This window comes from Dermacoccus sp. SAI-028 (assembly GCF_004346775.1).
GTDB classification, from domain to species: domain Bacteria; phylum Actinomycetota; class Actinomycetes; order Actinomycetales; family Dermatophilaceae; genus Dermacoccus; species Dermacoccus nishinomiyaensis.
This window is the reverse complement of sequence record NZ_SMFS01000001.1, coordinates 1,086,894-1,112,089: the sequence shown is the minus strand read 5'-3', so window position 1 is coordinate 1,112,089 and position 25,196 is coordinate 1,086,894. Positions and strand designations below refer to the sequence as shown.

Below are 25,196 nucleotides of genomic sequence, written 5' to 3'. Positions count from 1 at the left end.
CGTCGCGGCGGGGCAGCACCGAATTCACCCGACGACCGCCGAACCGATCGCCCCCCGCGCCCGGATCTCGCCGTCGGTGACGACGTCGACCTTGTTCGCGCCCGGCGCGGGTTCTTCACCGCGTCACGGGCATGAGCAGCCCACGCATGAGGTCGTAGTTCTCGACGCACGCACCGGCGCCGAGGACGACGGCGTTCGCCGGGTCGGCGGCGACGCGGACGGGAACGGCGAGTTCGTGGTGCAGGCGCACGTCGAGCCCGCGCAGCTGCGCTCCCCCGCCGGTCAGGACGATGCCGGTGTCGAGGATGTCGCCGGCCAGCTCCGGCGGGCATGCGTCGAGGGTGGCGCGGACGGTGTCGCAGATCGCGAGCAGGGTCGGTTCCAGCGCGCGCCGGATCTCGACGCTCGTCACGGTGACGCTGCGCGGCAGCCCACCGATGAGGTCGCGTCCGCGCACCTCGCACGTCAGTTCCTCGGTGAGCGGGAAGGCGCTGCCGACGTCGAGCTTGATGCGTTCGGCGGTGCGTTCGCCGAGCAGCAGCGCGTATTCGTTCTTCAGGTGGGCTGCGATCGCGTCGTCGAGTTCGTGGCCGCCGAGGCGGACGGAGCGTGAGCGCACGACCCCGCCGAGGCTCGTGACGGCGACGTCGCTCGTGCCGCCGCCGATGTCGACGACCATCGACGCCTGCGTGGCCTGCACGTTGAGCCCGGCGCCGACTGCGGCGGCGACGGCTTCTTCGATGACGTCGACGTGGCGCGCGCCGGCGCGCATCGCGGCGTCCTCGAGGGCGCGGCGTTCGACGCCGGTCACCTCCGAGGGGACGCAGACGACGACGCGTGGGCGGATGAGGCGGGAGGGTCGCGAGCGGGCGATGAAGTAGCGCAGCATGCGCTCGGCGGCGTCGGCGTCGCTGATGACGCCGCCGACGAGGGGGCGGACGACGGAGACGCGCCCGGGGGCTCGTCCGAGCATCTCCTTGGCGTCGTGGCCGGCGGCGAGCAGGTCGCCGGTCGCCGCGTCGAGTGCGACGACGCTGGGTTCGTCGACGACGATGCCCTGCCCGCTCTCGTAGACGAGCGTGTGCGCGGTCCCGAGGTCGATCGCGAGATCACGCGAGGGGGTCTTCAGTCGTCCGAGCACCGGGTGAGTATTTCAAAGTTGTCTGGGTGCCGCCGTTCGCCGAGCAAGGGGCGGACGCAAATTCGCTGGCCGGGCGCCGCGCCGCGCCGGCACGGCACGATGACCGTGGCGCCGCCTGCGCCCAGCTCACGCCCGGCCTCAGCCCGGATGCGTCGGAGCGAAGGGAAGCGGATTCTCAGGCGGATCATCTCCCGCAGCATGCGCCTGACGCGTCGTGCGGCTGGGGCGTTCTCGACGCGCGAAAGCGATTGACATGACCCGAGATGCCGATTTCAAGAAGTTCGTGCGCGCCCGGATGGCCGCGTCTGACGCGACCTACCTGCAGGCACGCACCGAACTGACGCGGACGCAGCCTGCGATCGAACAGCCTCCGACCGACCGGGCGGCGTCCCCCATCCCGAACGGCGCGCCAAGCCCTCTCGCCCAGGACCCCATCATCCCGACGGCTCTGGGGAAGTCGGCTCGTCAGTTCTTCGACGACAGCCGCCTGCGCACCATCCCCACGAAGCGAACGAAGCGCATGGCCGTGCTCCTCGTCTCGTCACGCGTTTCGAACCGCGTCGAGCGTACCCGGAGGCCGAGGTGTCGCGGATGCTGGCTGAGGTCCACGAGGACCCTGCGTATCCGCGCTGCGAGCTCGTCAACGTCGGTTGTCTCCGGCGCGAAGCGGGTGAGTACACGTTGGCACCTGCGCCACCGGCCCGCGACACGCGGTGGGCCAGGAGTTTCCCCGCGAGGAGGCCGACGTGTTCGCGGCGCTGTGGCAGCGCACGCCGCAGCGGTGACGCCCGGCGTGGCGCTTCGTCGTGGCACTTCGACGGGGCGCGTGACGCGGCGGTCGTCTTGAGGCGTCCCCGTCCCGACGCGACGCACTGCGGTGCAGCTCGGCCCACTGTCGCTCGTCCCGGTGCCGTGGCGGGTTGGCCGACGGTGACCGTACGATGGGGGCATGACCCCGGACGCTGCTCGCGCGCTGCTGGTCGAGAAACGTCGGGAGACGGTGGCTCGCCTGCGGGGGTTGGATGAGAGTTGGGCCGACATCGTCGAGTCGGCGCGCGATGCGAACATCGACGACGAGCACGACCCGGAGGGTTCGACGGTCGCCGTCGCCCGGGCCCAGGTCTCGTCGCTGGCTGACGAGGGACGTGGCCGACTCGCTGCGATCGACGCTGCGCTCGCACGCGTCGACGTGGGAACGTTCGGTGTGTGCGAACGCTGCGGCGCGACGATTCCGGACGCTCGTCTCGAGGCTCGCCCGACAGCCACCCGCTGCGTTACGTGCGCGGCAGCGCGCTGAGCCCCACCCCCTGCCGTCCGGGTGAGCCCGATGTGCAGTCAACGCCTCACCGCACACCGATCCTCGCTCGGTGGCATGCGCATCCGATCAGCGCCTCACCGGAACCGACCCTCGATCCACGCGAACGCGGGCCCGGGATGACGGACGCCGCCCCGGCCGGACACCGAGCGTGCGAGGTGAGCGGTCGAGGCGGCGTCCGTCATCCCGCCCGAAGCTGTGTCGCACCGAGCGAGCGACAGGTGTGGGCGAGCCTGCGAGCCCACACCTGTCGCTCACCGGAAGACACAGCGAGGGAAGGTCAGAACCAGATCGCGATCTCGCGTTCGGCGGATTCGGTGGAGTCGGAACCGTGGACGATGTTCTGCTGCACCTTGAGGCCCCAGTCGCGGCCGAGGTCGCCGCGGATGGATCCGGGGGCCGCTTCGGTGGGGTTGGTGGCGCCGGCGAGGGAGCGGAAGCCCTTGATGCAGTCGTTGCCTTCGATGACCGCGACGACGATGGGGCCGGAGCTCATGAATTCGACGAGCGGTTCGTAGAAGGGCTTGCCTTCGTGTTCGGCGTAGTGCGCAGCGAGCTGGTCGCGCGTCGCCTCCGTCACCTGCAGCTTGGCGATCGTGTAGCCCTTCGCTTCGATGCGGCGCAGCACCTCGCCGGTGAGGCCGCGGCGGTAGCCGTCGGGCTTGATGATGACGAGGGAGCGTTCGAGCTGTGCGGTCATGGTGTCCTCCAGGCAGAGAGTGCGGATCTGCCCCCAACCTATCGAAGGTCGGGGGCAGATCATGAATGCCGTTCGTCGCGGCGGGCGCGTGGATCGCTCAGTTGACGGCGGCGTCGATCGTGCCGGTCGCGAGCAGCCCGAAGACGACGAGTGCGAGCGCGATGCGGTAGATGACGAACGGGCGGAAGTTGTGCGTCGAGATGTATCGCATGAACCAGGAGATGACGGCGTAGCCGACACCGAACGCGAGCAGTGTCGCGATGGCGATCATGCCCCAACTGCCGGAGTCGTGATCCTTGCCCTTGCTGATGACGTCCATGAGTTCGAGCAGGCCGGACGACAGCACCGCCGGGATGGCGAGCAGGAACGAGTAGCGAGCCGCGGCGGGTCGGGAGTAGCCCATGAACAGACCACCGGCGACGGTGCCGCCCGAGCGCGAGACGCCGGGGATGAGGGCGAGTGCCTGGAAGAAGCCGTACTTGACGCCGTCGGCCCACGTCAGCTCGTCCAGGCCCTTCTCGTGATGGCCTTCCTCGACGCGCTTGTCGGAGACGACATCGGCCAGCATGATGACGAGCGCGAAGACGAGCAGCATCGTCGCGGTGATCCACAGGTTGCGCAGCGTGCCCTCGATCGCGCTCTTGAACAGGATGCCGAGGATGCCGATCGGCAGGGTGCCGATGATGACGAGCCAGCCCATCCGCGCGTCGGGGTCGTCCTTCGCGACGTGGCCGCGCAGCGAGCCGAACCACGCCTTGATGATGCGGACGATGTCCTTCCAGAAGTACACGAGGACGGCCGTCTCCGTGCCGAGCTGGTTGATGGCGGTGAACGCGGCGCCGCCGCCGTCGTTGTCGAAGAACACGCGACCGACGAGCAGTTGGTGCGCCGACGACGAGATCGGCAGGAACTCGGTGAGCCCTTGCACGATGCCGAGGACGACGGCCTCGAGCCAGTTCATGAATACTCCCTCATGAAGTTACGGGTGAGCTCGTCCATCTTGTCGCCCTGTACGAGCGCGGTGATCCACAGCGAGAGGAAGATGAGGCCGACGACGAGCATGGACGGGACGATGAACGCGGTGAGCAGCGTCGCTGCCTGCAGCACCCATCCCAACGGAATGCCGAGCGGTTTGCGCATCGACGCGCTGGAATACAGGCAGAGCACAGCCAGCGCAATGCCGACCCAGAGCAACGTCGTCGCGTTGCCGCCACCGTCGGGGTGCCGGGAGTGGTCGAGGCCCCACGCGACGAGCGCGAAGAAGAACAGGACGAACGCCTGGCAGCCGATGACGGCGCCCGCGAGCTGTCGCGTCTTTTTCTCGCCGACGCCGGTGAAGCGGAGGCGACGGATCCATTCGGCGATCATGACGACGTCACCCCCAGCAGCATGCGCACGTCCGCGGCCGTGACGACGGAGCCCGTCGCGAGGACGCCACCTCCGACGCCTTCGTCGTCGGCGAGGGCCGCCGCGCGGTCGAGGGCGTCCGGCAGGCTGTCGACGACGGTGACGCGATCGTCGCCGTACAGTTCGGCGGCGAGCTGGCCGAGTTCGCGCGGATCCATCGAGCGCGGCGACGTGTTGCGCGTGACGACGACGTGGTCGAGCGTCGGTTCGAGCGCGAGCAGCAGCTCTTCGGCGTCCTTGTCGGCGAGCACGGCGACGAGCCCGACGAGGCGGTTGAACTGGAAGGAATCCGCGAGCGCCTCACGCAGTGCCTGCGCGCCGGCCGGGTTGTGCGCGGCGTCGACGAGGACTGTCGGCGAGCGCCGCACGACCTCGAGTCGCCCGGGCGAGGTGACGGCGTCGAGCGCGGCGCGCAGCACGCCGTCGTCGATCTTAGTCTCTCCTCCCCCGAGGAACGCCTCGACGGCGGCGATCGCCGTCGCGGCGTTGTGTGCCTGGTGCGCGCCGAACAGGGGCAGGAAGAGGTCGTCGTACTCGCCGGCGAGGCCCTTGACGGAGATCATCTGCCCGCCGACGGCCGCCTCGCGCGCGGTGACGGCGTACGCGTCGCCCTCGCGCAGCATCGTCGCGTCGACCTCGAGGCACTGTTCGCGCAGGATCTCGTCGACCTCCGGCACCTGCGCGGCGACGACGGCGAACGCGCCGGGCTTGATGATGCCCTTCTTCTCGTGCGCGATGTCCTCGACCGTGTCACCGAGCAGCCGCTGGTGATCGAGCGCCACGGGCGTGACGACGCTGACGACGCCGTCGGCGACGTTCGTCGCGTCCCACGCGCCGCCGAGGCCGACCTCGACGATTGCGACGTCGACGGGCGCGTCCGCGAACACGGCGTAGGCGAGGACGACGATGACCTCGAAGTACGTCATCCGCACGCCGCCGTTGCTCGTGCTCTCGTGGTCGACGATCGCGATGAACGGTTCGATGTCGTCCCACACGCGCACGAGTCGTTCGACGTCGACGGGTTCGCCGTCGAGGCTGATGCGCTCACGGAAGTCGTGCAGGTGCGGTGAGGTGAACCGCCCTGTCTTCAAACCGTGTTCGCGCACGAGCCGCTCGAGGATGCGGGTCGTCGACGTCTTGCCGTTCGTGCCCGTGAGGTGGATCATCGGGAAGCTCGTCTGCGGGTCGCCGAGCAGTTCCATCGCGCGACGCACACGTTCGAGGGACGGTTCGGGGTTGTTCTCCGGGGTGCGCGCGAGGATCTCGTCCTCGATCTCGCGCGCCCGCAGCCGCAGCGCTGCAGCTTCCTCGGCCTCGCGAGCGGCGGCCCGGGGGTCGCCGCTGCGCTGGGCCTTCTTGCTCACGAGGTTGTCGCCGACGATGCCCGTCGTCAGGGCGCGCTCCGTGGGGTCGGCGGCGTCGCCCGTCTCAGCGCCCGGGCCGGCCGAGCCGTCACCGATGACGTGCTCGGCGACGTACTCGTCGAGATCCATCTCCTCGTTCGCGTGTCCGAACGATTCGCCCTGGATGCCGAATGTCGCGTACCCGTCGCGGGGGCTCTCACCCTCGACGAGGTGTTCGTTGACGTCGGCGCCGTCCAATCCGTCGCCGTCGTAGTCGTTCTCGTCGCGCGGACGCTGGTCGCTCATTTGTTCTCCACCTTCTTCACGACGATACGCACCTGCTGCTTGTCGCCGACCTCGACGCTCGTGCCGACGCCGTCGGGCAGCTGGTGCGCCGCGCCCGCCGAACCGAACTGCACCGCGAGCGTCTCACGCATGATGAGGTCCTGGTGCGCGACGGTCGCCGCCCACACCTCGTCGTCACCGGTGATGGTGAGCGAGATACGGTCGGAGATGTCGAGACCGGCGTCGCGCCGGGCCTGCTGAACGGCGCGCACGATGTCGCGCGCGAGGCCCTCGGCGGCGAGCTCCGGCGTCACCTGCGTGTTGAGGACGACGAAGCCACCACCGGGCAGCATCCCGGCGGCTGTGTCGGCGCCGGCCTTCTCGGTGTCGACGACCATGTCGAGCGTGTACTCGCCTTCCTCGAGCGCGAGCCCACCGGCGGTGACGACGCCGTCGGCGCCCAGCGACCAGTCACCGGACTTGCTGCCCTTGATGGCTTGCTGCACGTTCTTGCCGAGCCGAGGGCCGGCCGCGCGAGCGTTGACGGTGAGGCGCCGGCTGACGCCGAGCGCATCCGCGTCGACGTTCGCCGAGTCGGCGAGCACGACGTTCTTGACGTTGACCTCGTCGGAGATCAGATCGGCGAACTGCTCCAACGGGTGCGGGTTCTCACCGACGAACGTCACCGACTCCAGCGGCAGGCGCACGCGCAGCTTCTCGGCCTTTCGGATGGCGAGCGTCGCGGAGCACACCTCACGGGCGCGGTCCATCGCCGTGACGAGGTCGGCGTCCGCGGGCAGGTCGCCGGCGACGGGGAAGTCGGTGAGGTGCACCGAGCGTCCGCCCGTCAGGCCGCGCCAGATCTGCTCGGTCTCGAACGGCAGCAGCGGCGCGGCGGCGCGCGTCACGACCTCGAGCGCGGTGTAGAGCGTGTCGAACGCCTCGTTGCTCGACGCCTCGTGCTCGGTGCCCGTGCTCGCGGACGATCCGGTGCCCCAGAACCGCTCGCGGCTGCGGCGGATGTACCAGTTCGTCAGCACGTCGAGGAAGCTGCGGACGCTGTCGCACGCCCCCGCGATGTCGTACGCGTCCATCTGCGTCTGCACCTGCGCGACGAAGTCGTGCAGCTTGGCGAGCAGGTAACGGTCTAGCACGTCGTTCGACGCCGTCGACCACTGCGCGTCGTAACCCTCACCACCGTTTGCGGCGTTCGCGTAGAGCGCGAAGAACGAGTACGCGTTCCACAGCGGCATCATGACCTGACGCACGCCGTCACGGATGCCCTGCTCGGTGACGGACAGGTTGCCGCCGCGCAGGATCGGGCTCGACATGAGGAACCAGCGCATCGCGTCGGCGCCGTCACGGTCGAACACCTCGGACACGTCCGGGTAGTTGCGCAGCGACTTGCTCATCTTCTGCCCGTCGCTGCCGAGCACGATGCCGTGGCAGATGACGGAGGAGAACGCGGGCTTGTCGAACAGCGCCGTCGCGAGGATGTGCAGCGTGTAGAACCAGCCGCGCGTCTGACCGATGTACTCGACGATGAAGTCGGCCGGGAAGTGGTTCTCGAACCACGCCTCGTTCTCCATCGGGTAGTGCACCTGCGCGTAGCTCATCGAGCCCGAGTCGAACCAGACGTCGAGGACGTCGTCGACCCGACGCATCGTCGACTTCCCCGACGGGTCGTCGGGGTTCGGGCGCGTCAACTCGTCGACGAACGGACGGTGCAGGTCGACCTCGCCGTCAGCATTGCGGGGCAAGGCGCCGAAGTCACGTTCGATCTCCTCGAACGAACCGTAGACGTCGAGGCGCGGGCACTCGGGACTGTCCGACTTCCAGACGGGAACGGGGCTGCCCCAGAAGCGGTTTCGGGTGATCGACCAGTCGCGCGCGTTCTCGAGCCATTTGCCGAACTGGCCGTGCTTGACGTTGCCCGGCACCCAGTCGATCTCCTCGTTGAGCGCGAGCATGCGCTCCTTGATCGCCGTCACCTCGACGAACCAGGAGCTCACCGCCATGTAGATGAGCGGCTGACGGCAGCGCCAGCAGTGCGGGTAGGAGTGGTCGTAGCTCTCGCGGCGCACGAGGACGGTGCCGTCGCTGGCGTGCCCGGCGTTCGCAATGTCGCCCTTGGTCGCCGCTTTGAGGTGGTCGATGACGTGCGGGTTCGCGTCGAACACCTGCATGCCCTCGTAGTCGCTCACCGGGTAGGTGAACCGGCCGTCGGGGCCGACGGGCACGACGACGGGGATGCCGGCCGCGTCGGTCGCGGCCTTGTCCTCCTCACCGAACGCGGGAGCCATGTGGACGAGGCCCGTACCGTCGTCGGTCGTGACGTAGTCGGCCGACAGGATGCGCCACGCCTTGCCCACGACGCGCTCGTCGTCGAGGAAGTACGTGAACGGCGCGGTGTAGGTGAGGCCGACGAGCTCGGAGCCCTTCATGCGACGCACGACCTTCGCGGCAAGCGCGTCGGCGTCGAGCTTCTCGCCGAACAGGTCCTTGCTGTAGGCCGCGAGGCGCGCCTCGGCGATGACGTACTTCTCGTCGCTGCCGGTCGGGCCGGAGGCCTCGACGACGACGTAGTCGATGTCCGGGCCGACGGAGACGGCGAGGTTGCTCGGAAGCGTCCACGGCGTCGTCGTCCAGATGAGGGCCTTCTCCCCCGTCTCGAGCGTGAAACCGACCGTCACCGCCGGGTCCTGACGGTTCTTGTAGACGTCCTCGTCCATGCGCAGCTCGTGGTTGGACAGCGGCGTCTCGTCGTTCCAGCAGTACGGCAGCACGCGCAGGCCCTCGTAGATGAGGCCCTTGTCGTAGAGCGACTTGAACGCCCAGATGACCGACTCCATGTAGCCCGAGTTGTACGTGCGGTAGCCGCGCTCGAAGTCGACCCAGCGGCCCATGCGGGTGACGTAGTCCTCCCAGTCGGAGGCGTATTTCATGACGCTCTTCTTCGCGGCGTCGTTGAACTTCTCGATCCCCATGTCGAGGATGTCGTCCTTGGTCTTGAGGCCGAGCTGGCGCATCGCCTCGAGCTCCGCGGGCAGGCCGTGCGTGTCCCAGCCGAAGACGCGGTCGACGCGCTTGCCGCGCATCGTCATGTAGCGCGGCACGAGGTCCTTGACGTAACCCGTCAGCAGGTGGCCGTAGTGCGGCAGGCCGTTCGCGAAGGGCGGGCCGTCGTAGAAGACGAACTCGTTGTCGCCGTTCTCGCCGGCGTCGCGCTGCTCGATCGAGGCCTGGAACGTGTCGTCGCGCCGCCAGTAGTCGAGGACGGCCTTCTCGATGGACGGGAAGTTCGGGCTGCTCGGCACGCCCTTGGGGATGCCGAACGCCTCGCCGGTGCCGGGGGTCGTGGCGGCCGCTCCCGCTGCGTCATCGGGGGTCGCTGCCGCGTGCTCTCGCGTGAGGTCGACCTTGGGGTAGGTCATGGTGGCATCCTTTGCGCGTCAGATCGTCGAGCAAGGACGACGTCGCCGGCGTGTGCCGGGTGGCCGCGGTACCACCTTGCTTGCCATCTCGAACCCGCGCTCTCGCCCGGTGGCGGGCGCACGAGGAGCGACATGACCGCTTCATGCCGGCTGTGACGGGCCACTCCCGCCCGGTTCTACTGGGGTGCGCTCGCGGTGTGCGCAACCTGTTCTTCCGGGGACTCGCCGCTGATGACGGCTCGAACGTCGTTGCCACCATGCTACCCGCCGTGGCGGAGTGCTCGATCGCACGGGCAAGCCGGTGCCCCCGGCCTGTTGCCACCTGCCCCGGAGCGACTCGACGAGCCCGGACCAGCTGCACCAGTGGTGAGTCGACCAGCCCGGGCCGACTGCATGAGTAATGTGCATCTGCACGACTTTCATGACGCACATTCCTCGTGCAGATGCACGATTCTCGGGCAGCTGAGAAACCGGCCGCTGCGGGCAGGATCTGTGGGGCCGGGAAGCGCAGCAACGGGCCCACCGAGCAGACGGAGCCGGGCCCGCCGCCAGGTCTTCGTTACCGTGAGTCCAGCCCCGCCGCCCTGCCGACCATGCCTGTCGACGGGCCCACCCTTTTGAGGAGAACATCATGACGTCTCGCCCCACCGTCCTCGTCACCGGCGGTACGCGCGGCATCGGCCGCGCCATCTGTGACGCCCTGGCCGCCGATCACGACCTCATCATCGGCGGCACGTCCGCCGACGCCGTGGCCGAGGCGTGTGCGCGATACGAGAACGCCCGGCCGTTCGTCGCGGATCTGGCGGACGAGGCCTCGACGACTCGCGCCGTCGAAGCTCTCGGATTGACGCGTCTCGACGGCGTCGTCCACTCCGCCGGTGTGCTCGGCAGCGGCGCGCTGACGGATCTGCGTCGTGACGACTGGCGCCGCACGTTCGAGATCAACGTCGTCGCCGTCGCCGATCTGACGCGGCTGCTCCTGCCCGCCCTGGAGGCGGCTCGCGGCACCGTCGTCGTCATCAACTCCGGTTCGGGGCTGACGGCGGGTGGCCCCGGCGGCGTCTACTCGGCGTCGAAGTTCGCAGCCCGCGCCCTCACGGACGCGATGCGAGAGGAGCTGCGCCCGAGGGGGATCCGCGTCTCGTCCGTGCACCCGGGGCGGGTGGCGACCGACATGCAGGTCGAGCTCAATTCCTTCGAGGGCCGCGAGTACGACGAGGCGAACTACCTGCGGCCCGAGTCGGTCGCGAGCGCCGCCCGCCTCGCCCTCACGGCGACGCCGGACGCGAACGTCGACATGATCTCCGTCCGCCCCGGCCCGCGATGAATCACCTGAGCGACACCATGGGCACGCGTGTCCCTGGTCAGTGCAGCACCCACTGAGAGAAACTCCACGCGCCCCACAGCATGAGGAAGAGGCTCCACGAAGTGACCAGCACGATCGTCAATCCGCACCCGATGTCTCCGGCGCGTTCACGCCAGCCGGCTGTGTAGCCCTCCTGCGGGGCCCGATCCCCGTGCCATCGCCGCGGCTCGCCCGCCTCGACACGCAACTGCGCAACCTGCGGCGCCGTGGACACCATGCGAACCCGTCTGGGGATGCTGCGCCACTGCGCCGCAGGCCCTCCGCGGAAGGTCCGCCACGCGGCAATTGCTTCTCGCGCCACTTCGTCGTCGCGCCCCAGGACGAAGAGCAGCGCGCCCGCCGCGGGCAGATCCCCCATCTCGAGGTGCACCTGCGCGAGCAGCGCGATGACCTCGTCGTCGGGCGACTCCACGAGATAACTCGTCAAGCGCTGACGAGCCATCCAGAGGCGGCCTTGCGCAATGTCGCCGCGGGCTCTGTCGAGGGCGGTCATGGCCCTGATGATGCCCTACCGGCGGGCCGACGCACGACCCCATTCTCAGCGCGTCATTCCACCGTCACCGACTTGGCGAGGTTGCGGGGCTTGTCGACGTGGTGCCCGAGCACCTGCACGTCACTCGCTCAGCGCTGGCGCGCCATTCGCCCGGTATGACAAAACACGCCCCACTTCCATTGAAGTGGGGCGTGCTTTGTCGATCCTCACCGAGGTGGGTGTTCGGGGCTCCCGCAGGTCAGCGCATGACCACAGGCTGGCGGATCAGCGCTGACGCTGCTCGCGCACCATGCGGTGCGTCAGGAGGGCGTGCTGGACGCCGTCACCCTTCGTCAGTGCGTCGGGGCTGACGGTGCCGCCGAGCGGCAGCATCGGCGTGAACGAGTAGAGCTCGCCCTCACCGAGCAGCCCCAGCTTGGTGCGCGCACCCTGGTGCGGTCCGCGCAGGTCCGCGAGGTGCGACGACGGCCCGACGAGGTGCTCGGCGAAGAACTCGTCGGCCGACTCTGCAACGACGAGGTTGGTCAGGAAGTGCGGGTCGAGGCACTGCACGCGGCCGTCCTCGTCGAGGTGATACACGTGCCCGAAGCTCGTGACGGCGAACGGGATGCTCGCGACGCCGACACCGAACCACTCCTGCAGCACGGGCGTCCACACGGCGGGGTCGACGAGCTGCAGCTCCTGCTTGCCGTACCAGCCGATGCCGTGATCGCGGTACAGCGCGAGCAGCGACTGCGGCAGCCGGTCGGCCGCGTACTCGACGAACGCGGGCCCCACGGGGGTGACGTCGCTCGGCGCGAAACGCGCGACGAAGGGCTCGATCGCGGCGGCGCCGCGCGGCGTGGCGTTCATGTTCGTGTGCTCCCTCGTCCGAGCGACGTCTCGCCCTGATTCTCCTACGCGCCCGGCATGTGGGCGCGTCGCCGACCATCTGCTCATAGCCTAGGCCCCCGCCCCGGCGTTGTCGCACCGAGCCCGCCTCGTCGCCGCCGGTCGCACCAGGACGTCAGGCATGGAAAAATGACCCCATGACTTCCGACACCACCCCAGCCCAGCGGACGCCCCCCGGCGCCCGCACGATGCCCGACAAGCCCACCGTCGACGGCCTCGAGGACGTCTGGGGCCAGGTATGGAAGGAACGCGGCACGTACACGTTCGACCGTGAGCGCGCCCTACAGCTGCCGCGCGAGCAGGTCTTCGGCATCGACACTCCCCCGCCGACCGCATCGGGCAGCCTGCACGTCGGGCACGTGTTCAGCTACACCCACACCGACTGCATGGCGCGCTACCAGCGCATGCAGGGACGCGAGGTCTTCTACCCGATCGGTTGGGACGACAACGGCCTGCCGACGGAGCGTCGCGTCCAGAACTACTACGGCGTGCGCGGCGACGCGACGAAGCCCTACATCGAGAACTACACCCCGCCACTCGAGGGCGCCGAGGGCAAGAGCGTCAAGGCCGCCGACCAGCAGCCGATCGGGCGCAAGAACTTCATCGAGCTGTGCGACGTGCTCACCGTCAAGGACGAGGAGACCTTCGAGGCACTCTTCCGCCGCCTCGGTATCAGCGTCGACTGGAACGTGCAGTACCGCACGATCGACGAGCGCTCACGCGCCGTCGCGCAGCAGGCGTTCCTGCGCAACCTGAAGCGCGGCGAGGCCTACCAGCAGGAGGCCCCGGGCCTGTGGGACGTCACGTTCCAGACGGCCGTCGCCCAGGCCGAGCTCGAGGCACGCGACTACCCGGGCGCCTACCACCGCGTCGCCTTCCACACGAGCGACGGCGAGAACGTCTACATCGAGACGACGCGCCCCGAACTGCTGCCCGCCTGCGTCGCCCTCATCGCCCACCCCGACGACGAGCGCTACCAGCCGCTGTTCGGCACGAAGGTGAAGAGCCCGCTGTTCGACGTCGAGATCCCCGTCCTCGCGCACCCGAGCGCCGAGATGGACAAGGGCGCCGGCATCGCCATGTGCTGCACCTTCGGTGACCTCACCGACGTCCAGTGGTGGCGCGAGCTGCAGCTGCCGACGCGCTCGATCATCACGCGCAACGGCCGCATCACGGGCGAGCTGCCCGAGTGGATCGCGGGCGGCCCGGGTGAGCAGCTGTTCGCCGACGAGCTCGCGACGAAGACGACGTTCACCGCACGCGAGAACGTCGTCAAGGCGCTCATCGCCTCCGGTGACCTCGACGGCGAGCCGAAGAAGACGCAGCGCAAGGCCAACTTCTTCGAGAAGGGCGACAAGCCCCTCGAGATCGTGACGAGCCGCCAGTGGTACATCCGCAACGGTGGCCGTGACAAGGATCTGCAGTCGGCGCTCGTCGCTCGTGGCAACGAGATCGACTGGCACCCCACGTTCATGCAGAGCCGCTACACGAACTGGATCGAGGGCCTCAACGGCGACTGGCTCATCAGCCGTCAGCGTTTCTTCGGCGTCCCGTTCCCGATCTGGTACCCGCTGGACGCGAACGGCGAGGCCGACTACGACAACCCGATCGTGCCCGACGAGTCCGAGCTGCCGATCGACCCGCAGGGCCAGGCGCCGAAGGGCTACGACGAGAGCCAGCGCGGCCGGGCCGGCGGGTTCATCGCCGACCCCGACGTCATGGACACGTGGGCGACGTCGTCGCTCTCCCCGCAGATCGCGACGGGCTGGCCGATCGCCGACGGCAAGGCGCACAAGAGCGACCCCGAGCTGTTCGACAAGATCTTCCCGATGGACATGCGCCCCCAGGGCCACGACATCATCCGCACCTGGCTGTTCGCGACGGTCGTGCGCGCCCATCACGAGAACGGCACCGTGCCGTGGAAGAACACCGCCATCTCCGGCTGGATCCTCGACCCCGACCGCAAGAAGATGTCGAAGTCGAAGGGCAATGCGCAGACACCGGAGGACGTCGTCAGGGAGTTCGGCGCCGATGCCGTGCGCTACTGGGCCGCCTCGGGCCGCCTCGGGACGGACGCCGCCTACGACACGGGCCAGATGAAGGTCGGCCGTCGCCTCGCGATGAAGGTGCTGAACGCCTCCAAGTTCGCGCTCATGACGCCTCCGGTGACGCCCGATGCCGACGCTGCACCGACGGTCGAGGCGCTGCTGCCGCACGTCACGCAGCCTCTCGACGTCTCGCTGCTGACGGCCCTGCGCGACGTCGTCGAGAACGCGACGAAGAGCTTCCAGACGTGGGACTACACGCGTTCGCTCGAGTTGACGGAGACGTTCTTCTGGGCGTTCTGCGACGACTACATCGAGCTCGTCAAGGAGCGCGCCAACAACCGTGACGGTGAATTCGCCGAGGCCGAGTCGGCGTCGGCGCGTGCCGCCGTCCGCATCGCGCTCGACGTCCTGCTGCGCCTGTTCGCGCCGTTCCTGCCATACGCCACCGAAGAGGTGTGGTCGTGGCAGCACGCCGAGTCGGTGCACCGCGCCACCTGGCCGACGCGCGACGAGCTCGCGTCCCTGCCCGACGGTGACCCGCTCGTCCTCACCGCCGTGTCTCAGGCTCTCGCCGGTGTGCGCCGCGCGAAGTCAGAGGCCAAGCTCGGCATGCGCGCCGAGGTGACGGCGATGACGCTCGCCGGCCCGGCGGCGGCCCTCGCCGCCGCAACCAAGGGTGAAGCCGACCTGCGCGCAGCCGGTCGCATCAGCGCCATGACGAGCGTCGAGGAGGAGACGGAGAACGGCGTCCTGCTCGTGCGCGACACCGAGCTGCTCGCTCCCCCGCCGAAGGTCAAGAACTGACGAACGACTGAGAGCCGCGACCCTGCCAGGCAGGATCGCGGCTCTCAGTACGTCAGGACGCGCGCGTCAGGCAGCGCGACGTCGCACGATCGTCGGGGTGATGCGGTCGAGCACGACCTCGCGCGTGATGACGACCTTGTCGATGTCGTCCTCGCTCGGCACGTCGAACATGACGGGCAGCAGGACCTCTTCGAGGATGGCGCGCAACCCGCGCGCGCCGGTGCCGCGACTCATCGCCTGCTCGGCGACGGCGTCGAGGGCGTCTGGTGTGAACTCGAGCTGCACACCGTCGATCTCGAACATGCGCTTGTACTGCTTGACGAGTGCGTTCTTCGGCTCGGTGAGGATGCTCACCATGCCCTCGCGATCGAGCGGCTCGACGGTCGTGATGACGGGCAGGCGGCCGATGAACTCGGGGATGAGACCGAACTTCATGAGGTCCTCGGGCTGCACGTCGGTCATCGACGCATCCCCACCGGCGGGCAGGTGCAGCTGCGAGCCGAAGCCGAGCCCCTTCTTGCCCTTGCGGTCCTCGATGATCTTCTCCAGGCCCGCGAACGCGCCACCGACGATGAACAGCACGTTCGTCGTGTCGATCTGGATGAACTCCTGATGCGGGTGCTTGCGCCCGCCCTGCGGCGGCACCGACGCGGCCGTCCCCTCGAGGATCTTGAGCAGCGCCTGCTGCACGCCCTCACCGGAGACGTCACGCGTGATCGACGGGTTCTCGCTCTTGCGCGCCACCTTGTCGATCTCGTCGATGTAGATGATGCCGGTCTCGGCGCGCTTGGTGTCGAAATCACTCGCCTGCAGCAGCTTGAGCAGGATGTTCTCGACGTCCTCACCGACGTAGCCGGCCTCCGTCAGCGCCGTCGCGTCGGCGATGGCGAACGGGACGTTGAGCATGCGCGCCATCGTTTGCGCGAGGTAGGTCTTGCCGCAGCCCGTGGGGCCGATGAGCAGGATGTTCGACTTCGCGATCTCGACCGGATCCTTCGACCCCGACGCCTCGGCGGCCTGGACGCGCTTGTAGTGGTTGTAGACGGCGACGGCGAGCGAGCGCTTCGCCGCGTCCTGTCCGATGACGTACTCACGCAGGAAGTCGAAGATCTCGCGCGGCTTCGGCAGCTTCTCGAGGCCGATGTCGACCGAGTCGGTCAGCTCTTCCTCGATGATTTCGTTGCACAGGTCGATGCACTCGTCGCAGATGTAGACGCCCGGGCCGGCGATGAGCTTCTTGACCGACTTCTGGCTCTTGCCACAGAACGAGCACTTGAGCAGGTCGCCGCTCTCTCCCACGCGTGCCATCCGTCATCCCTTCGTCGAGCGACCCGCCGCGAGACGGGTGTGCGTACCCGACGACGGTAGTCGACGGGGCCCTCGCTGCCCCTCATTGAATCCCGCGTGGCGGGCGCCGGCCAAGGCTGTTCGCGCTGGGCGCAACGGACGCGGAGTCCCCGCACGCCTCGCGTCGCGAATCACTCTCAAATGGACACACGACCAACACCTGTTGTTCATTTCCAGGACACCTTGCCAGGACAACCTTTGCGCGTGCTCGAAGACCCCCCCACGCTCTCGCCGCAGGCGCACCCGCCCGCGCCCCTCGGCCCCCCGCCGCCACGCCGCGGCCGGCCCGTCGGTGAATGGTTGACGGCGGCAGCGCTGCTGCTGCCCAACCTCGCGCTGTTGGCCGTGTTCACCTACCGACCACTGATCGACAACATCCGGTTGTCGTTCACCGACTGGACGCTGTCGGCGCCGACGCTCAACTACATCGGTCTGCAGAACTACTCGACGTGGCTGCACGACGCCAACGCGCACCAGGTGCTGCGCAACACCGCCATCTTCACCGTCGCGACGGTCGGGTTGTCGATGATGATCGGTCTCGGGCTCGCGCTGCTGCTCGATCGTCAGCTGCGCGGTCGCAACCTCGTGCGCTCGGCGATCTTCGCGCCGTTCGTCCTGTCCGGCACCGCTGTCGGCCTCGCGTTCCAGTTCGTCTTCGACCCGCACTTCGGTCTGCTCTCCGACCTCGCGCACCGCGTCGGGCTCAGCGTCCCGGACTTCTACCAGGATCCGAACTGGGCCCTCGTCATGGTGACGCTCACGTATGTGTGGAAGAACATCGGCTACACGTTCGTCATCTACCTCGCCGCGCTGCAGGGTCGCCGCACCGACCTCGACGAGGCCGCGGAGATCGACGGCGCGTCGTCATGGCGTCGCTTCACCAAGGTGCTGCTACCGCAGCTGCGCCCGACGACGTTCTTCCTGTCGATCACGGTGCTGCTCAACTCGGTCCAGGTCTTCGACATCATCCAGATCATGACGCGCGGTGGCCCCCAGGGCTACGGCACGTCGACGCTCGTCTACCAGGTGTACCAGGAGACGTTCGTCAACCAGCGCGCCGGCTACGGCGCCACGATCGCGACCATCATGTTCCTCATCCTGCTCGTCGTGACGGTCGTGCAGGTGCGGGTCATGGACAAGGAGCAGAAGGCATGAGCACCGCAGCCCCGCAGGAGAACGCCGCTGCGGCCACGCCGAAGCGGTCGGGTTCCTCCCCGTTCCGACGACGCCCCCGCGAGGAGGCGCACAGCAACGAGGTCCTCGACCACGGCGGGTTGCCGATGACGATCGCCGGTTACGCCGCGATGATGATCGCGTTCGCGATCGTCGCGATCCCGCTGTACTGGATCTTCATGACGTCGATCAAGCACCGCAGCGACATCTACACGACGCCCGCCGTCTGGTTCCCGCACTCGGTCACGGGTGAGGGTTACAAGACCGCGACGCAGTCGATCCCCTTCTGGGACTTCTTCCGCAACTCGGTCATCGTCACCGTCATCCTGTCGCTCGCCAAGATCGTCCTCGGTGTCATGAGCGCCTACGCCCTGAGCCTCATCCGCTTCCCCGGGCGCAACCTCGTGTTCATCGTCGTCATCGCGGCGCTCATGGTGCCGAACCAGATCACCGTGATCTCGAACTACGCCCTCGTCAGCCAGCTCGGCTGGCGCAACACCTACCAGGGCATCATCCTGCCGTTGGCGGGCGTCGCGTTCGGCACGTTCCTCATGCGCAACCAGTTCCTGTCGATCCCCAGCGAGATCATCGAGGCCGCGCGCATGGACGGGGCCGGGCCGATGAAGCTGCTGCGCAAGGTTGTCATGCCGATGTCGTGGCCGACCCTCATCGCGTTCTCCATCATCACCGTCGTCAACGAGTGGAACGAGTACCTGTGGCCGTTCCTCATGTCCGACGACCAGCGCACCGGCACCCTGCCGGTCGGCCTCACCCAGTTGCAGAACAACGAGGGCATCACGGACTGGGGCCCTGTCATGGCCGCCACGATGCTCGCCATGCTCCCCGTTCTCGCCCTGTTCCTCGTCCTGCAGCGCCACATGATCAAGGGCCTCACGGCCGGCGCCGTCAAGGGCTGACCCTCTCCCCCACGCTTCACCCAGACGAAGGAAGAAACTCATGTCCACACTCTCGCGCCGCAACCTCTTCGGCCTGACGGCTGGTGCCGTCGTCACCGCAGGCCTCAGCGCCTGCGCCGGCTCCGGCGGCTCCTCCAGCGGTGGTAACAACGGTGGCGGCGACTCGAACACGATCGAGTTCTGGAGCAACCACCCCGGCAAGTCGAAGGCGACCGAGCAGAAGCTCATCGCCGAGTTCGAGAAGGCCAACCCGAACCTCAAGGTCAAGCTCGTCGACGCCGGCAAGAGCTACCCCGACGTCGCGCAGAAGTTCAACGCGGCCCTGTCCGGCGGCAGCCTGCCCGACGTCGTCATCGTCTCCGACACGACGTGGTTCAACTTCGCCCTCAACGACCGTCTGGCCGACATGTCGGCCCTGACGTCCGAGAACAAGCTCTCGACGGACGACTACGTCAAGGGCCTGTACGACGACTACAAGTACGAGGACAAGCACTACGCCCTGCCGTACTCGCGCTCGACGGTCATCTTCTACTACAACAAGGACGCCTGGAAGAAGGCCGGTCTGCCGGACCGTGCGCCGACCTCGTGGGACGAGTTCGAGCAGTGGGCGCCCAAGCTGCAGTCGGCCATGGGCTCGGGCAAGAAGGCCATCGTCCTGGACGACGGCTCCGACTACCTCGACTGGACGTTCCAGTCCATCGCGTGGAGCTACGGCGGCGGCTACTCGAAGGACTGGACGCCCACCATGGCGTCCGAGGGCACCGTCAAGGCCGCCACGAAGATCCAGGAGTGGGCCAAGAAGGGCTGGATGCAGACGTCGAAGGACAGCCAGGCTGACTTCGCCTCGGGCATCGGCGCCTGCGCCATCGAGTCGACCGGTGGCCTCGCCGGCGTCATCAAGGACGCAAGCTTCAAGGTCGGCATCGGCTTCCTGCCCGCGCCGGGCGGCATCAAGACCGTGCCGACGGGTGGCGCCGGCCTCGCGGTGCCGAAGGGCATCTCCGCCGAGCGTCAGAAGAACGCCGTGAAGTTCATCGAGTTCATGACGAACAAGGACAACACGATCACCTTCTCCCAGGCGACCGGGTACATGCCGGTGCGCACCTCCGCCATGGACGACGCGAAGGAGAAGGCGTACCTCGAGAAGAACCCCGAATACGCCGTCGCCGTCAAGCAGCTGCCGAAGGCCCGCCCGCAGGACAACGTCCGCGTGTTCCTGCCCGGCGGTGGCATCGACATCGGTACCTCGCTCGACAAGATCATCGCCGGCTCGGACGTCAAGTCGACGCTCGAGGCGCTCGACAAGGCGCTGCAGGCGAAGTACGACTCCCAGATCAAGCCCAAGCTGAAGAAGTAATTCATGGCATCCGTCACCTTCGACGAGGCCACCCGCCTGCACAAGGGTGCGCCCCGTCCCTCCGTCAACAAGGTCACGCTCGACATCGCCGACGGGGAGTTCCTCGTCCTCGTCGGCCCGTCGGGCTGCGGCAAGTCGACGACGCTCCGCATGCTCGCCGGCCTCGAACCGGTCGACGAGGGCCGCATCCTCATCGACGGCCACGACCAGGCCGGCGTGCGTCCCCGTGATCGCGACGTCGCGATGGTCTTTCAGAGCTACGCGCTCTACCCGACCATGACGGCACGTCAGAACATGGCGTTCGCGCTCGAGAACGCAGGCACCTCGAAGGCGGACATCAACGCCCGCGTCGAGGAGGCGGCGAAGATCCTCGAGCTCGAGCCCCTGCTCGAGCGCAAGCCGGGCGCGATGTCGGGTGGCCAGCGTCAGCGTGTCGCCATGGGTCGCGCGATCGTGCGCCAGCCCAAGGTGTTCTGCATGGACGAGCCGCTGTCGAACCTCGACGCCAAGCTGCGCGTCTCGACGCGTGCGCAGATCGCGGCGCTGCAGCGACGCCTCGGCGTCACGACCGTCTACGTCACGCACGACCAGGTCGAGGCGATGACGATGGGTCACCGTGTCGCGGTGCTCAAGGACGGCATCTTGCAGCAGTGCGACACCCCGGAGGAGCTGTACGAACGGCCGCGCAACACGTTCGTCGCGGGCTTCATCGGTTCGCCGTCGATCAGCCTCATGGACGCCGCGCTCACCGGCGGTGACGCGACGTTCCACGGCATGCGGGTGCCGCTGTCGCGCGACATCAAGGCGACGTCGGATCGCGTGACGATCGGGGTGCGCCCCGAGGCGTTCGTCGTCGCGCAGCCCGGTGAGGCGGGTGCGCTCGAGCTCGAGGTCGAACTCGTCGAGACGCTCGGCTCGGAGGCGTTCGTCTACGGTCGCCCCGCGGGCGAGCCTGACGGCCCCCGCATCGGCACGCGCGTCGACAAGCGCGTGCGCCCGACGCAGGGTGACCGGTTTGCGGTGAAGCCCATGACCGACCACGTCCACGTCTTCGACACGGAGACCGGCGAGCGGCTGTGACACCCGGGCCGCTCCCCCGCCGTGGGTGATGCCGACATGACGAATGTGCCCGCCCCTTCCACACGGAAGGAGCGGGCACGTTCGTCGTGGCGGGTCAGGCCCGGTGGGCCCGGAGCCGTCAGCTCTCCAGCGACGCCTTGCGGCTCGTCAGCACCTCGTCGATGAGGCCGTACTCCTTGGCCATCTCGGCGGTGAGGATCTTGTCGCGGTCGATGTCGGCACGCACCTGCTCGATCGAGCGGCCGGAGTGCTTCGCGAGCGTCTCCTCGAGCCACTCACGCATGCGCATGATCTCGTTGGCCTGGATCTCGACGTCGGAGGCCTGGCCGCCCGAGCCCTCCATCGCCGGCTGGTGGATGAGCACGCGCGCGTTCGGCAGCGCGTACCGCTTGCCGGGCGCGCCGGCGCCCAGCAGGACGGCGGCGGCCGAGGCAGCCTGTCCCAGGACGAACGTGTGCACGTCCGGGCGGATGTACTGCATCGTGTCGTAGATCGCCGTCAGCGCGGTGAACGAGCCACCGGGGCTGTTGATGTACATGACGATGTCGCGGTCCGGATCCTGCGACTCGAGCACGATGAGCTGCGCGATGATGTCGTCGGCCGACGCGTCGTCGACCTGGACGCCGAGGAAGATGATGCGGTCCTCGAACAGCTTCGTGTACGGGTCGAGGCGCTTCGTGCCGTACGAGGTGCGCTCTTCGAACTGGGGCAGGATGTAGCGGCTCGTCGGCATCGGCGCGGTGACGCCGCCCATCGGGTGGCCCATGGAGCTGTGGGTGTTCATGAAGGTCTCCTTCGTGGGCGAGATCAGTGGTCGGACGACTCGGAGAATGCCGCAGCGTCCCCGGTCGCGTCCTTGGTAGCGTCCTGCGAACGCTCGAAGACGTGGTCGACGAAGCCGTACTCCTTGGCCTCGGCCGCGGTGAACCAGCGGTCGCGGTCGGAGTCGGCCGAGATCTTCTCGACCGGCTGGCCCGTGTGCTCGGCGATGAGCTCGGCCATCTGCTTCTTGATGTGCAGCAGCTGCTCGGCCTGCGTCTTCACGTCGGAGGCCGTGCCCTGGATGCCGCCGAGCGGCTGGTGCATCATGATGCGCGCGTGCGGCGTCGCGTAGCGCTTGCCCTTGGCGCCGGCGGACAGCAGGAACTGACCCATCGACGCGGCCAGACCCATCGCGACGGTGCACACGTCGTTCGGCACCCACTGCATCGTGTCGAAGATGGCCATGCCGGCCGTCACCGAACCACCGGGCGAGTTGATGTAGAGCCAGATGTCCTTCTCCGGGTCCTCTGCGGCGAGCAGCAGCAGCTGCGCGCAGATGGCGTTCGCATTGTCGTCGCGAACATCCGAACCGAGGAAGATGATGCGCTCCTTGAGGAGCCGGTTGTAGATCTGGTCGTCGAGGCCGGCGGCCATCTGCGGGCCTGCCATGACCACGTCCGAGGACTGGGCATTCGTCAAGGGATCACTCCGTTCCGAATCTGCCACCCCGAGCGGGTGACATCACGCTTGAACTCTTCACTGACCCTAACGCGCGGGCCCGAGCGTTTCGTCCCCGTCTCGGGGCTTGTTCGCCGTCAGCGCAAGGCTCGACGTTCGCCTGGGCCCGGACGCGACGAAGGGCCGCCCGATTGCTCGCGCGGCCCTCGTCTCAGACGTCAGTGACGACTCACTCGCCGTCGACAGCCTTCTTGGCCGTCTTCTTCGCAGCGGTCTTCTTGGCGGCGGTCTTCGTCGCCGTCTTCTTCGCAGCCGTCTTCTTGGCGGCTGCCTTCTTGGCCGGCTTCTCCGCGGCCTCAGCGGAGTCGGCGTCAGTGGCCTCGGCAGGGGCGGCGACCTTCTTCGTTGCCGTCTTCTTCGACGCGGCCTTCTTGGTCGTCGTCTTCTTCGCGGCAGCCTTCTTGGCGGGCTTGTCCGCAGCGTCGGCGTCGGCGTCCTCGGAGGCGACCGGAGTGGCGTTCTCACCGTCGGCGGCGTCGGCGGCCTGCGCCTCGTCCTCGTCATCGCCGGTGTCGACGGCGGCGTTCAGGTCGACGACGTTGCCCGCCGTGTCCTTGACCGTGGCGGACTCGAGAACGGTGGCGAGCGCCTTGCGGCGAGCGACCTCACCCATGATGGCGGGCACCTGGCCCTGCGCGTCGAGCGCCTGCGCGAACGTGTTCGGGTCCATGCCGTACTGCTGCGCCGACATGATGAGGTACTCGATCAGCTCGTCCTGGCCGACCTGGATCTCGTGCTTCTCGACGATCTCGTCGAGCAGGAGCTGCGTCGCGACCTGCTGACGCGTCGATTCGGTGACCTCGGCGCGGTGCTCGTCATCGTCGAGACGGTTCTCGCCCTCGAGGTGGTTCGTCACCTCTTCGGTGACGATGGACTCGGGCACCGGGATGTCGAGCTGCTCGAGGAGGACCTCGAGGACCTTGTCGCGGGCCTGGACGCCCTGCTCGAAGCGCTTGGTGCGCTCGACCTCGGCGCGCAGGTCGGCCTTGAGCTCGTCGATCGTGTCGAACGACGACGCCAGCTGGGCGAACTCGTCGTCGAGCTCGGGCAGCTCACGGACCTTGACCGACTCGACCTTGACGGTGCACTCGGCGTTCTCGCCCTCGTGCTCACCGCCGGCGAGCGGCGAGGTGAACGTCGCCTCCTCGCCGGCCTTGAGGCCCGTCAGCGCCTCGTCGAGACCGTCGAGCATCGTGCCCGAGCCGATCTCGTAGGAGACACCGGAGACCGCGTCGATCTCGTTGCCGTCGATCGTGGCCGACAGGTCGATCGTGACGAAGTCGCCCTTCTTGGCCTTGCGCTCGACCGACTCGAGCGTGCCGAAACGCTCGCGCAGCTCGGCGATGCGCTCGTCGATGTCGGCGTCGGAGACCTCGATCGGCTCGACCTCGACCTCGAGCGTGTCGAACGCCGGGAGCGTGATCTCGGGGCGGATGTCGACCTCGGCGGTGAAGCTCAGGCCCGCGCCGTCCTCGAGCGGGAACTCGGTGATGTCGACCTCGGGCTGGCCGAGGACCTTGACGTCGTTCTCGACAATCGCGTTCGTGTACAGCTCCGGAAGCGCCTCGTTGACGGCTTCCTGGATGACGGCCGCGCGGCCGAAACGCTGCTCGATGAGCTTCGCGGGAACCTTGCCCTTGCGGAAACCGGGGATCTGAACCTGCGAGCCGATGGTCGTGTAGGCCTTCTCGATGCTCGGCTTCAGTTCGTCGGCCGTGACGTCAACGGTGAGCTTGACCCGGGTCGGGGTTAGGTTTTCGACAGCGCTCTTCATCAGCGGTGCACTCCAGTCGATCGGTGATGGTGGGCGCGCCCGCACTGGCCGGCCGATCATCGGCCCTGCCTGCGGCGCGGCGCACTCCTCTTACTCGTCGTTCATGCTAACGGTCGGGGTGACAGGATTCGAACCTGCGGCCTTCCGCTCCCAAAGCGGACGCGCTACCAAGCTGCGCCACACCCCGTCAGCCCCGCTCACCAGAGGCGAGGCGGGCCGCTCCGCGCGCGCCGTCCTGCTGCGATCGCGCCGGGGCGCGCTCTCGCAAGACGAACGGCGGCCCCCGCGGGAGCCGCCGTCGCGGTGCTGGAGCGGGCGACGAGAATCGAACTCGCGTGATCAGTTTGGAAGACTGAGGCTCTACCATTGAGCTACGCCCGCACGTTTCTCGGACACATTACCCGAACACGCCGTGACGCCCCAATCCGCGGGGGCTGACCTAGCCCGCCGCCGTCGCCCCCGTGCTCGCGCGAAGCGCCGCCGACGGTCGTCTTGGCCACCGAGACGTTCGCCAACGAACGATGCCGGCGGTCTCGACGCCGCCCCCGCGCATGTGCTTCGGTGAAGATGAGTCCGGTTCGCCGGAGCACTTCCATTCGCAGGAGGCACATCATGGGCATTTTCGACAGCGCCAAGGACAAGGCCAGCGAGTTCGCCCAGGACAACCCCGACAAGCTCGACCAGGGCGTCGAGAAGGCCGGCGACTTCGCCGACGACAAGACGGGCGGCCAGCACGCCGACCAGATCGACAAGGGCCAGGACTTCGCGAACGAGAAACTCGACGGCGCCTTCGGCGGCGAGTGAGCTGCCTCCGTTGAACG

At 68.1% G+C, this 25,196-nt stretch carries 20 protein-coding genes, 2 tRNA genes and 1 pseudogene; 9 read left to right on the top strand and 14 right to left on the bottom strand.

All coding sequences use genetic code 11. From position 1 onward, the window contains the following. Positions 1-115 precede the first annotated feature (115 nt). Positions 116-1,141, bottom strand: a complete 1,026-nt coding sequence (locus tag EDC82_RS05200; RefSeq protein WP_074040534.1) for a rod shape-determining protein — start codon at positions 1,139-1,141, stop codon at positions 116-118. Positions 1,142-1,690: 549 nt separating this feature from the next. On the opposite strand from EDC82_RS05200, the pseudogene EDC82_RS15250 reads away from it, so the two are divergent. Together EDC82_RS15250 and EDC82_RS05190 are read left to right on the top strand one after the other, a co-directional pair. Continuing rightward, positions 1,691-2,167: pseudogene (locus EDC82_RS15250) on the top strand (DUF2087 domain-containing protein); the annotation flags it as partial. Then, positions 2,091-2,438 (top strand): TraR/DksA family transcriptional regulator, encoded by a 348-nt coding sequence (locus tag EDC82_RS05190; protein ID WP_062257508.1) that lies wholly within the window; start codon positions 2,091-2,093, stop codon positions 2,436-2,438. The pseudogene EDC82_RS15250 and the gene EDC82_RS05190, both read left to right, overlap by 77 nt. A gap of 298 nt (positions 2,439-2,736) precedes the next feature. Here the strand turns inward: EDC82_RS05190 and ndk are convergent, their stop codons facing one another. From ndk to ileS, 5 genes are all read right to left on the bottom strand, one after another. Beyond that, entirely contained in the window at positions 2,737-3,156 is a 420-nt protein-coding gene (gene ndk / locus EDC82_RS05185; protein ID WP_062257506.1) for a nucleoside-diphosphate kinase, read from the bottom strand. A gap of 97 nt (positions 3,157-3,253) precedes the next feature. Continuing rightward, the gene (locus EDC82_RS05180) at positions 3,254-4,117 is read right to left on the bottom strand and encodes an undecaprenyl-diphosphate phosphatase (RefSeq protein ID WP_006944409.1); all 864 of its coding nucleotides are present in this window, start codon (positions 4,115-4,117) and stop codon (positions 3,254-3,256) included. After that, on the bottom strand, positions 4,114-4,524 hold the full coding sequence (locus EDC82_RS05175; RefSeq protein ID WP_006944394.1) for a DUF4233 domain-containing protein: 411 nt from the start codon (positions 4,522-4,524) through the stop codon (positions 4,114-4,116). The genes EDC82_RS05180 and EDC82_RS05175 overlap by 4 nt, the downstream gene beginning before the upstream one ends. Further along, entirely contained in the window at positions 4,521-6,212 is a 1,692-nt protein-coding gene (locus EDC82_RS05170; RefSeq protein ID WP_082740687.1) for a folylpolyglutamate synthase/dihydrofolate synthase family protein, read from the bottom strand. Before EDC82_RS05170 ends, EDC82_RS05175 begins: the two co-directional genes overlap by 4 nt. Next, entirely contained in the window at positions 6,209-9,625 is a 3,417-nt protein-coding gene (gene ileS / locus EDC82_RS05165) for an isoleucine--tRNA ligase (protein ID WP_082740685.1), read from the bottom strand. Before ileS ends, EDC82_RS05170 begins: the two co-directional genes overlap by 4 nt. A gap of 631 nt (positions 9,626-10,256) precedes the next feature. On the opposite strand from ileS, the gene EDC82_RS05160 reads away from it, so the two are divergent. Continuing rightward, a complete protein-coding gene (locus tag EDC82_RS05160) occupies positions 10,257-10,952 on the top strand; it encodes an SDR family oxidoreductase (protein WP_006944403.1) in 696 nt (231 codons plus the stop codon). A 37-nt stretch (positions 10,953-10,989) separates the two neighbouring features. Here the strand turns inward: EDC82_RS05160 and EDC82_RS05155 are convergent, their stop codons facing one another. Both EDC82_RS05155 and EDC82_RS05150 read right to left on the bottom strand, forming a co-directional pair. After that, positions 10,990-11,484: a DUF6584 family protein gene (locus EDC82_RS05155; RefSeq protein ID WP_040014439.1), complete on the bottom strand. Its 495-nt coding sequence runs from the start codon at positions 11,482-11,484 to the stop codon at positions 10,990-10,992. A gap of 264 nt (positions 11,485-11,748) precedes the next feature. Next, on the bottom strand, positions 11,749-12,336 hold the full coding sequence (locus tag EDC82_RS05150; protein WP_006944396.1) for a GAD-like domain-containing protein: 588 nt from the start codon (positions 12,334-12,336) through the stop codon (positions 11,749-11,751). A 176-nt stretch (positions 12,337-12,512) separates the two neighbouring features. On the opposite strand from EDC82_RS05150, the gene valS reads away from it, so the two are divergent. Beyond that, complete coding sequence (valS, locus tag EDC82_RS05145; protein ID WP_062257505.1) at positions 12,513-15,227, top strand: valine--tRNA ligase; 2,715 nt, start codon at positions 12,513-12,515, stop codon at positions 15,225-15,227. Between the two features lie 66 nt (positions 15,228-15,293). On the opposite strand, the gene clpX is transcribed toward valS, so the two are convergent. Next, positions 15,294-16,535 (bottom strand): ATP-dependent Clp protease ATP-binding subunit ClpX, encoded by a 1,242-nt coding sequence (clpX, locus tag EDC82_RS05140; RefSeq protein WP_038567554.1) that lies wholly within the window; start codon positions 16,533-16,535, stop codon positions 15,294-15,296. Between the two features lie 243 nt (positions 16,536-16,778). On the opposite strand from clpX, the gene EDC82_RS05135 reads away from it, so the two are divergent. Genes EDC82_RS05135 through EDC82_RS05120 form a run of 4 tightly spaced genes read left to right on the top strand, consistent with a single transcriptional unit; the run spans position 16,779 to position 21,101 of the window. Beyond that, complete coding sequence (locus EDC82_RS05135; protein WP_170957207.1) at positions 16,779-17,729, top strand: carbohydrate ABC transporter permease; 951 nt, start codon at positions 16,779-16,781, stop codon at positions 17,727-17,729. Continuing rightward, positions 17,726-18,664, top strand: coding sequence for a carbohydrate ABC transporter permease (locus tag EDC82_RS05130; RefSeq protein ID WP_006944415.1), 939 nt, complete (start codon positions 17,726-17,728; stop codon positions 18,662-18,664). The genes EDC82_RS05135 and EDC82_RS05130 overlap by 4 nt, the downstream gene beginning before the upstream one ends. 40 nt (positions 18,665-18,704) lie before the next feature. Continuing rightward, a complete protein-coding gene (locus EDC82_RS05125) occupies positions 18,705-20,021 on the top strand; it encodes an ABC transporter substrate-binding protein (RefSeq protein ID WP_062258279.1) in 1,317 nt (438 codons plus the stop codon). A 3-nt stretch (positions 20,022-20,024) separates the two neighbouring features. After that, positions 20,025-21,101: an ABC transporter ATP-binding protein gene (locus EDC82_RS05120; RefSeq protein ID WP_038567545.1), complete on the top strand. Its 1,077-nt coding sequence runs from the start codon at positions 20,025-20,027 to the stop codon at positions 21,099-21,101. A 118-nt stretch (positions 21,102-21,219) separates the two neighbouring features. Here the strand turns inward: EDC82_RS05120 and EDC82_RS05115 are convergent, their stop codons facing one another. The 5 genes from EDC82_RS05115 to EDC82_RS05095 all read right to left on the bottom strand — a co-directional run bounded on the left by EDC82_RS05115 (position 21,220) and on the right by EDC82_RS05095 (position 24,756). Then, positions 21,220-21,885, bottom strand: coding sequence for an ATP-dependent Clp protease proteolytic subunit (locus EDC82_RS05115; protein WP_006944395.1), 666 nt, complete (start codon positions 21,883-21,885; stop codon positions 21,220-21,222). A 23-nt stretch (positions 21,886-21,908) separates the two neighbouring features. Beyond that, positions 21,909-22,532, bottom strand: a complete 624-nt coding sequence (locus EDC82_RS05110) for an ATP-dependent Clp protease proteolytic subunit (protein ID WP_038567538.1) — start codon at positions 22,530-22,532, stop codon at positions 21,909-21,911. 238 nt (positions 22,533-22,770) lie between these two features. Then, entirely contained in the window at positions 22,771-24,375 is a 1,605-nt protein-coding gene (gene tig, locus EDC82_RS05105) for a trigger factor (protein WP_074041098.1), read from the bottom strand. A gap of 113 nt (positions 24,376-24,488) precedes the next feature. After that, a tRNA-Pro gene (locus tag EDC82_RS05100) sits at positions 24,489-24,562 on the bottom strand. A gap of 120 nt (positions 24,563-24,682) precedes the next feature. After that, a tRNA-Gly gene (locus EDC82_RS05095) sits at positions 24,683-24,756 on the bottom strand. Positions 24,757-24,987: 231 nt separating this feature from the next. On the opposite strand from EDC82_RS05095, the gene EDC82_RS05090 reads away from it, so the two are divergent. After that, positions 24,988-25,179: an antitoxin gene (locus EDC82_RS05090; protein ID WP_006945905.1), complete on the top strand. Its 192-nt coding sequence runs from the start codon at positions 24,988-24,990 to the stop codon at positions 25,177-25,179. Positions 25,180-25,196: the final 17 nt, after the last annotated feature.